The 8,256-nt window shown below is 66.0% G+C and carries 9 protein-coding genes; 8 read left to right on the top strand and 1 reads right to left on the bottom strand.

What is annotated here, in order from left to right:
• From ITJ59_RS18795 to ITJ59_RS18780, 4 genes are all read left to right on the top strand, one after another.
• Positions 1 to 983: cytochrome c oxidase subunit I (locus ITJ59_RS18795; RefSeq protein WP_194652825.1), on the top strand; the 983-nt coding region annotated here is incomplete at its 5' end.
• Positions 984 to 1,121: 138 nt separating this feature from the next.
• Positions 1,122 to 1,796 carry a DUF4396 domain-containing protein gene (locus ITJ59_RS18790; RefSeq protein ID WP_323749568.1) on the top strand — a complete coding sequence of 225 codons (675 nt, stop codon included), beginning with the start codon at positions 1,122 to 1,124 and terminating at the stop codon, positions 1,794 to 1,796.
• 97 nt (positions 1,797 to 1,893) lie between these two features.
• Positions 1,894 to 3,144: a DUF2254 domain-containing protein gene (locus ITJ59_RS18785; RefSeq protein ID WP_228511991.1), complete on the top strand. Its 1,251-nt coding sequence runs from the start codon at positions 1,894 to 1,896 to the stop codon at positions 3,142 to 3,144.
• Between the two features lie 141 nt (positions 3,145 to 3,285).
• Positions 3,286 to 3,480, top strand: coding sequence for a hypothetical protein (locus ITJ59_RS18780; protein WP_194652822.1), 195 nt, complete (start codon positions 3,286 to 3,288; stop codon positions 3,478 to 3,480).
• A gap of 154 nt (positions 3,481 to 3,634) precedes the next feature.
• On the opposite strand, the gene ITJ59_RS18775 is transcribed toward ITJ59_RS18780, so the two are convergent.
• The gene (locus ITJ59_RS18775) at positions 3,635 to 3,835 is read right to left on the bottom strand and encodes a hypothetical protein (protein WP_194652821.1); all 201 of its coding nucleotides are present in this window, start codon (positions 3,833 to 3,835) and stop codon (positions 3,635 to 3,637) included.
• Between the two features lie 574 nt (positions 3,836 to 4,409).
• Between ITJ59_RS18775 and ITJ59_RS18770 the strand changes: the two genes are divergently transcribed.
• The 4 genes from ITJ59_RS18770 to ITJ59_RS18755 all read left to right on the top strand — a co-directional run bounded on the left by ITJ59_RS18770 (position 4,410) and on the right by ITJ59_RS18755 (position 7,828).
• Complete coding sequence (locus ITJ59_RS18770) at positions 4,410 to 5,123, top strand: GAF and ANTAR domain-containing protein (protein WP_194652820.1); 714 nt, start codon at positions 4,410 to 4,412, stop codon at positions 5,121 to 5,123.
• A 14-nt stretch (positions 5,124 to 5,137) separates the two neighbouring features.
• Positions 5,138 to 5,887: an ANTAR domain-containing protein gene (locus ITJ59_RS18765; protein ID WP_194652819.1), complete on the top strand. Its 750-nt coding sequence runs from the start codon at positions 5,138 to 5,140 to the stop codon at positions 5,885 to 5,887.
• 667 nt (positions 5,888 to 6,554) lie between these two features.
• Positions 6,555 to 7,403, top strand: coding sequence for an acyl-CoA desaturase (locus ITJ59_RS18760; protein WP_323749567.1), 849 nt, complete (start codon positions 6,555 to 6,557; stop codon positions 7,401 to 7,403).
• Positions 7,403 to 7,828 carry a helix-turn-helix transcriptional regulator gene (locus ITJ59_RS18755; protein ID WP_194652818.1) on the top strand — a complete coding sequence of 142 codons (426 nt, stop codon included), beginning with the start codon at positions 7,403 to 7,405 and terminating at the stop codon, positions 7,826 to 7,828. The genes ITJ59_RS18760 and ITJ59_RS18755 overlap by 1 nt, the downstream gene beginning before the upstream one ends.
• The last annotated feature ends 428 nt before the right edge of the window (positions 7,829 to 8,256 follow it).

Raw genomic sequence — 8,256 nt, 5'->3', positions numbered from 1 at the left:
GGCAGCACCTGTTCTGGTTCTTCGGGCACCCCGAGGTGTACATCATCGCGCTGCCGTTCTTCGGCATCGTGTCCGAGATCCTCCCGGTCTTCAGCCGTAAACCACTGTTTGGGTACAAGACCCTCGTCTACGCGACCATCGCGATCGCGGCCCTGTCGGTCACGGTGTGGGCGCACCACATGTACGTCACCGGTGGCGTCCTGCTGCCCTGGTTCTCGCTCATGACGATGCTCATCGCGGTCCCGACCGGCGTGAAGATCTTCAACTGGGTCGGCACGATGTGGCGCGGTTCGGTGACGTTCGAGACCCCGCTACTGTGGGCGATCGGCTTCCTGGTGACGTTCACGTTCGGTGGACTCACCGGTGTGATCCTGGCGTCGCCGCCGCTGGACTTCCACGTGTCCGACTCGTACTTCGTTGTGGCGCACTTCCACTACGTGGTCTTCGGCACCGTGGTCTTCGCGATGTTCGGCGGCTTCTACTTCTGGTGGCCGAAGTGGACCGGCAAGATGCTCAACGAGCGTCTTGGCAAGATCCACTTCTGGCTGCTGTTCGTCGGGTTCCACACCACGTTCCTCATCCAGCACTGGCTGGGCGTCATCGGCATGCCGCGGCGCTACGCGACGTACCTGCCGAACGACGGCTTCACGTGGATGAACCAGTTGTCGACGATCGGCTCGATGATCCTCGGCATCTCGTTCCTGCCGTTCATCTTCAACGTCTACGTGACGGCCCGGAACGCACCGAAGGTCGCCGTGAACGACCCATGGGGTTACGGCCGCTCGCTCGAGTGGGCGACCTCCTGCCCGCCGCCGCGCCACAACTTCACGTCGATCCCGCGGATCCGTTCCGAGTCGCCGGCCTTCGACCTGAACCACCCCGAGGCAGGGCTGCCAGTCGGTCTGGGGCCGGCTCACGACGCCCCGGACGCTGCCACCATGGAGAGCTCGTCAGGCCGGGTGAAAGACGGCCGTGACGCGTAGCGGCTCCAAGCGGTGTGCCCGGCACCATTCTCGGTGCTTCTGCGGGGAACAGAGGCCGCGTCGGCTTGACCCTGTGGCGAGGAAGGTCTGATCATCGAAGCGTTGTCTGTGCAGCAGTTCCCTGTGTGGTTCACGGTCGTGTCCGTCGGGTTCCTGACGGTCGGTGTCGTGTCTGCGGCGTGGGTTGCGGTTGACGTGTTCCGGCATCCGCAGCGGATGGCAATCATGAACGTGGTGTGGCCGCTGACGATGCTGTTCGGTGGCATCGTGTGGCTGCTGCTCTACCTGCGCAGGAGCAGGGCTGTCGCAGGTCGAGGGACCGGACGTGGATCATCGATGGCGGTGTCGGTGGCAATCGGGACGAGTCATTGTGGGGCTGGATGCGCGATCGGTGACCTGGTCGGTGAGTTCGTGCTCGTGTTGTTCCCGCTGCTCGGTACGCTCGTGGGCCGCGGCACGTTCTACCAGGATGAGATCTTCGCGGGATGGATCATCGACTTCGTCCTCGCGTTCGCGCTCGGGATCGTGTTCCAGTACTTCTCTATTGCGCCGATGCGCGGGCTCGGATTCCGAGCCGGCATCGTCGCGGCGCTGAAAGCCGACACGTTCTCCATCTCCGCCTGGCAGGTGGGGATGTACGGGGTCATGGCACTTGCGCAGTTCCTCGTCCTCCCGGCCTTCTTCGGTGGCCGTGCCGACGTGGTCACGCCCGAGTTCTGGTTCGTCATGCAGCTTGCGATGGTCGCTGGGTTCGCAACGGCGTTTCCGGTGAACTGGGCGCTCATCCGCACCGGAGTGAAGGAGCGGATGTGACACGCTTTGCACCTACAGAGCCGCGCCACAGCGTCCGGTGCCACGCCCGTACTCCTCGCAGTTCGCGACCACCCCACACCACCCACGGCTCCGGTCCATGGCGTGTCGTCGTCCCAGGGGGGACCCAGTGACTCCCGTTCGTACGATCGCACTCCGCGTCCGTGAGTCGTTCTGGTTCTGGCCGACCATTCTCGGCATCACGGCGATCATCGTCGCGCAGCTGCTCGTCGCCCTCGACGAGGCGTTGCAGGCTGGCGGAACACGGATCGCGTTTCTCGACGTGCTCAGCGCCAGTGGTGGCCGGTCGATCTTGACGACCATCGGCACGTCGATGCTGACCGTCGCCGGAACGTCGTTCTCGATCACCATCTCCGTCCTCGCCACGACGTCGTCGACGTACGGTCCTCGTCTGGTGCGGAACTTCATGGCCGACCGCGCCAACCAGCTCGTCCTCGCCGCGTTCACCTCGACGTTCCTCTACGCGATCGTCGTCCTTCGCTCCGTCCACACCGCGGTCGAGGACACGACAGCGTTCGTCCCCGTCGTCGCCGTCCACGTGGCCGTCCTCTTGGGTGTCGTCGATGTCGCGGTGCTGGTGTTCTTCATCCACCACATCGCCAGCAGCGTGCAGGTCACCTCTCTGCTGACCCAGGTTGAAGCGGACCTCATCGCCGCCCTCGACGTCGCGTTCCCCGAAGCCCCAGGCCACCACCGCAGCACCGTGTCGGCGGTCATGACCGGAGACTGGGTGACGATCCCCGCACGGTCCGCGGGGTACGTGCAGTCCATCGGCTGGGACCGGCTCCGCCGACTCGCGGAGCATAAAGACGTCGCTGTTGAGGTCGTTGCGATGCCGGGCACACACGTCCTCCCCGGGGAGACCGTCATGAAGGTCCGCGGCGAGGCCGACCATGACGCGCTCATCGCGCAGGTCACCTTCGGATCAGCGCGAACGCCATACCAAGATGTGCGCTTCGCGCTCCAGCAGCTGATCGAAATCGGCGTTCGGGGGCTCGCCAGCGGAACCAACGACCCCTACACGGCGGTGAGCGCGCTCGATCTCGCCGCTGCCGCCCTCGTCCCTATCTGGCGGGGCCGCGACCCGATCACCGTCCACCGCGATGACGACGGACATGGGCGCGTGTACTGCTGCTGGACTCCGATCGAGACCCTCGTGGACGAGATCCTCGAGAGCGTGGCGATCTACGCCATCGACCATCCGGAAGTACTGCGTGCTGCGCTGCACTTCGCGGAGCGCCTCAATGCCGCGGCACCGCCACACCGCGCCCACGTCTTGACGGGCCGCATTGAACTGATTGCTGCTGCGCTGGAGCGCGCTACACCATGACGGTGATCGGCTTTCCCGCAGCTGTGACCTACCAGGCTTCCGTCGCTCAGCGGTTGCAGCGTTCGGAGCCGATTCCATCGGGGACGGAGTCTCAACGTCCACCCGCCCGCGCGGTGGCATTCTGCTGAAATGAGTGTGCGAGTGGTCGCAACGATCAGCGCCGGCGGCGCATCGGTCCAGATCAGTGTCATCGCTGACACCGAGGACGCCGGCCTCTTGCGCATCCAACAGGAACTTCCGGAGGGATGGCACGTGAGGGCGCACACCTCCACCCGCACCGCCGGCGTATCCACGCCGCCAACCGGATCCGAAGACGCGATCCGACTCATCGTGTGAACGTAGCGCTCCACAACCTCCCGCTCGGAACCGCGCAGATGCTGCCGGAACGCTGATGAGGCCTCAACCAAAGCGTGCTCACCGCAATCCGAACCGACTGGCAGCACCCGGCCGCCTCCGGCGGGCCTCCGCTTACAGATCAGTCGCGCCGCGGTCAGCGCGGCGGCAAGCGAACCAGCATGAAGCCAACAAGCGCGGCCAGTAGTCCGAGGATTCCCATCGCGATGCCGGCGACTCCTAGGAGCGTGCCCCACGCTGCGATGGTGCAGATCGCCCCGGCCAGTACTGCGACGGTCGCAGTGACTGTAGCTGCCGCCGCGTAGACATCATGCGGTGTGTGCACTTCAGCGTGCATGGAAGAAGTCCACATATCGGGGCTCGCTTGGAACGGAGTCGATCCGTCGTTGGACGGCGAGAGCGAGTACTGCCGGATCGGTCAGTCCCGCCCGTCGGTGCCACGCAGCACGTGTGGTTGGAAGCTCATCCGGGTGTACGGCCGGGGCATACATCGACAGCATCATCGGACCTCGATCGCAGCTGCGGTGGGAGCGAAGGCGGGCCAGCGACAACCGGCGAGGGTGTACTGGTCGGGCACGGAATCAGGGGCGCGCCCGACCGGTGGTCCATGGTGCGACCGCGGGAAATCGCCGATGCGGAGAAGGTGTGCGGTCACGGTGTCATCCCTGTTCGTCATCGAGAATCCGGGTGGTTCCGGCGACCAGGGGCTGGGGCAGCTGCCAGCCAATGTAGGGCCGGGACATGCACGTCGCAAGACACACTGCGTGTTGCGGATGCACCGCGCGCGAGGCTGCACGGTACGGTGGGCAGCGACCCCGGTGCCTGGACCTCGCGCTGGTGACAGCGAGGAGGTCAGCCATGCACGGACAGGACCGGTTGCGCACCATCCAGGGTGTTCGTGGTGCCAGCTGATGGCGGCGAGCGGTGACTTCACCCGCGCCGCGGCCGCACTGCACGGCGCCGGCGTTGGCGATGATTTGTGCGCACCTTTCCTGTCGGTGCTGCCGGTGATGGGCGTTGCGATCTCCACAGTGGGGAACCCGTTCGGGTCCGAGACCGTGTGCGCTAGCGACGCGACCGCGGCGCGGCTGGACGAGATCCAGCTCGACCTCGGCGAAGGACCCTGCTGGGAAGCGGTGCGTACACGCACGCCGGTCCTCGAACCCGACGTGCAGGCCGCGACTTCCGCGCGGTGGCCGGTCGCGTTGCAGGCGATGCAGGAGACCGGGCTGGGCGCGGTGTTCGCGTTCCCGATGCGCCTCGGCACACTCGACATCGGCGTCGTCGACCTCTATACCCACGCCCGTGGCAGCCTCGGAGGCAGGGCGGTACAAGAGGCGATCGCGTTGACTGAGGCCGCGGCTCGCTCGGCGCTCCGCCGAGCGTTGCTGCGTGTGGAAGTCGGCGCAGACGGCGATTCGCACGCTGCCGCCGGGGCCTATTCTCGCCGTGAGGTCCACCAAGCATCCGGCATGCTCGCAGCGCAGACCGGCACCGATGCAGACGACGCACTGCTGATTCTCCGCGGTCATGCATTCGTCGCCGGCCGTTCCGTTCGTAGCCTCGCAGCCGACGTCGTCGCCCGAGTCATCGATTTCACCGACCGCAACGACGTTGCACCGTAGGGAAGGAAGCAGCCATGACTCACACCCGAGAGCACCGACTCGTCGACGCGTTCGTCACCCTCACCGACACTCTCGTTGCCGAGTACGACGTCGTCGAATTGCTGCAGTCTCTGGTCGACAACGCCACTGACCTGTTCGACACGTCCGCGGCGGGCATCATGCTCGCCAACCCGAGGCAGCAGCTCGAGGTCATCGTGTCGACGAGCGAACGCAGCAACCTCATCGGGCTGATGCAGCTCGATGCCGGTGAAGGCCCGTGCGTGGAAGCGTTCACCACCGGCGCGGCTGTGTCCGTGGCGAACGCAGACGAGATGCGCCGCCGGTGGCCCCGCTTCGCGGCAGCGTCCGAGCTGGCTGGCTACGCATCCGTGCATTCCATCCCGCTTCGCCTGCGCGATACCACGCTCGGCTCAATGAACCTGTTCCGCGAAAGCCCGGGCGAGCTCAACGAGGAGGACGCCATCGCCGCGCGGGCACTCACGGACGTCGCGACCATAAGCATCCTGCAGCAGCGCAGCGTCGACCACGCCACCCTCGCGCAGGAACAGCTGCAACGTGCCCTCAACACCCGTGTCGTCATCGAACAGGCCAAGGGGTTCATCTCGCACACGCACCAGGTCGACATGGACACCGCGTTCCATCTCCTCCGCCAGCACGCACGCTCTCACCAACAGCCCCTCGCCGAACTCGCCCGTGAGGTTGTCTCGCGCAACACCGTCCTGCCCGCCGTCACCGAATCCGCGGGTCAGCAGCCCCGTTCGTGACTGCGAACGATCGAGGGGTCCGCCCTCCCCAGTCGGTCCGCCACCGAGCGCGCAGCCGCATTGCGCAAGACCTTGGGTTTGCGTTGCACCGTGAAACGCCGCCCCCTACGGTTAGCAGCAGCTGCCCCAGTCCTTGGTCGCCGGAACACTTAACGTCTCCGATGACGACCGAGGAACGACGATCCGCTCGCAGCTCCTCGCTCGACGTGTTGCCGTCGGGTCGTCCCGTACCACCGGTCGGGCATCGACCCGAACGATGCCCGACCGGTATCTCCACCCCACCACGAGGCGCGGCCACCCGTGGTCGCTCCCGTAACCGAAGACGGTTCGGCCGCTGCTCGTAGCGTGCCCAGATGTAGCCCTTACCCCTGGTTGCTGGCCCATCTGTCACCAAGCCCAGGAGACCCGCTCCCATGTCACACGTCGAATCAGCGGGTGCTGCCCCGTCGCCGATCCTCCGCACCCGACCCCGCAACGGCTCAGCCAGCGCGACGTCCACGTACTCGGCGCTGCTGCAGCGCGTCAAGGCTGATGGGTTGCTGCGCCGTCGGACCGGCTACTACTGGACCGTCTTCGCTGTCCTCATCGTCGCCCTCGCTCTCGCGGGTGGTGCGTTCGCGGTGCTGGGCGAGTCCTGGTTCCAGCTCATCGTCGCGGGCGTCCTCGGGTGCTGTTCACGCAGTTCGCGTTCCTGTCCCACGAGGCCGCGCACCGACAGATCTTCGCCTCCCACACCTGGAACGACCGGGCCGCCCGGTACGGCGGCACCTTCCTCGCCGGGATCAGCTACGTGTGGTGGATGAACAAGCACACCCGCCACCACGCCAACCCGAACACCGTCGGCAAGGACCCGGACATCTCCTTCGAGGCGATCTCCTTCCGCCCCGAAGACGCCGCCGCGAAGCGTGGCATCATGCGGGTACTGGTCCGGGTGCAGGGGTACGCATTCTTCCCGATGCTGCTGCTCGAGGGCGCGAACCTGCACTGGCAGTCCATCCGCACCTACCTCACCGGCACCGGCATCAAGGGGCGCTGGTCAGAGGGGAGCGTGTTCCTGGCCCGGTTCGTGCTGTACTTCGGCGTGCTGCTCTGGTCTCTGCCCGTCGGTATGGCGTTCGCGTTCCTCGGCGTGCAGCTCGCGGTGTTCGGCTTCTACATGGGGATCGCGTTCGCTCCGAACCACAAGGGCATGCCCATCATCGAAGAAGGGCAGAAGGTCGACTTCTTCAGCAGGCAGGTCCTCACCTCCCGAAACATCCACGGCGGCCGCTGGGTGGAGCACTTCATGGGCGGCTTGAACTACCAGGTCGAGCACCACCTGTTCCCGAACATGGCCCGCCCGAACCTCCGCGCCGCACGGCTCGTCGTCCAGCAGTTCTGCGCCGACCACGACGTCCCCTACACCGAGACCTCCCTAGTCCGGTCCTACGCGATCGTCGTGCAGTACCTCAATCGGGTTGGCCTTGCCGCCCGCGACCCGTTCGCGTGCCCTCTAGTGCAGCAGTACCGCGCCTGATGCAGGACCACGAGAACATCGTCGGACCGGGAGAACCCGACGATGGCGCAGCGGTACCGGCGAGCCTGGCACGGGCCGTCGCCTTCATCGACACGCACCCGGCGGCATCGCTCTCCACCGCTTCGATCGCCTCGGTTGCCGGCGTCAGCTCGCACATGCTCGAGAACCAATTCCGAACACACTTCGGCGTCTCCCCGCTGCAGTACCTCCGCCAGCTCCGACTCGAAGGTGTCCGCACCGAACTGCACGCTTCCGACACCGCAACGCCCTTGACCGAAATCGCCCGCCGGTGGGGGTTCGCACACTTCGGCCGATTCACCGACACCTACACGACGCATTTTGGTCAGCACCCCGAAGCCGCCGCCCGGGCCCACGACTCACTCAATGATGCTTCTCGTCAGGGACCACATCGAAGCAGACGGTGAAGTCGCACATCGCCGCTATCCGTAACGCTTCGCCACGAGGCGCGTCTGCCCTGGGACGGTCGGCGCTGGAACATGCTGGTGCCTGTGCTCGTGCCAATGTGATGCGAGGACCGTGAGATCGGGTGTCGAACCCTTCGGGTCGGGACGGTACCCGCCGAGGGGCAGCTCACCACTGCGACCCTGGCGGGCCGGGATCGAGATCACACCTCTCCAGGCTCGTTCCTGGAGCCCGGCATCATGCGACCCAGGCGAAGAGCCAGGAATCGGTGTCAGCCTCAGCGCCCCTCGCCGCTCTCCCAAACGGGGCTTCCGTCGTCAGACCTGCGTATGCCCAAACCCCGTCCCGATAGGCGATCTTGGGTTCAGCCGGTCGTTGCAACACCACCGTGAATCGGAGTGCTGCAGATGGGATCGAGGCTGGAACACCG

Source organism: Curtobacterium sp. VKM Ac-1393, assembly GCF_015350995.1.
Lineage (GTDB): Bacteria > Actinomycetota > Actinomycetes > Actinomycetales > Microbacteriaceae > Curtobacterium.
This window is presented reverse-complemented; position numbering and strand designations above follow the sequence as displayed.

Bases quoted from the DNA above. Each gene is read 5' to 3' on its own strand.
- ITJ59_RS18785 (WP_228511991.1), top strand. From the start codon at position 1,894: ATGGCGTGTCGTCGTCCCAGGGGGGACCCAGTGACTCCCGTTCGTACG.
- ITJ59_RS18775 (WP_194652821.1), bottom strand. From the start codon at position 3,835: ATGCACGCTGAAGTGCACACACCGCATGATGTCTACGCGGCGGCAGCT.
- ITJ59_RS18770 (WP_194652820.1), top strand. From the start codon at position 4,410: ATGGCGGCGAGCGGTGACTTCACCCGCGCCGCGGCCGCACTGCACGGC.
- ITJ59_RS18765 (WP_194652819.1), top strand. From the start codon at position 5,138: ATGACTCACACCCGAGAGCACCGACTCGTCGACGCGTTCGTCACCCTC.
- ITJ59_RS18755 (WP_194652818.1), top strand. From the start codon at position 7,403: ATGCAGGACCACGAGAACATCGTCGGACCGGGAGAACCCGACGATGGC.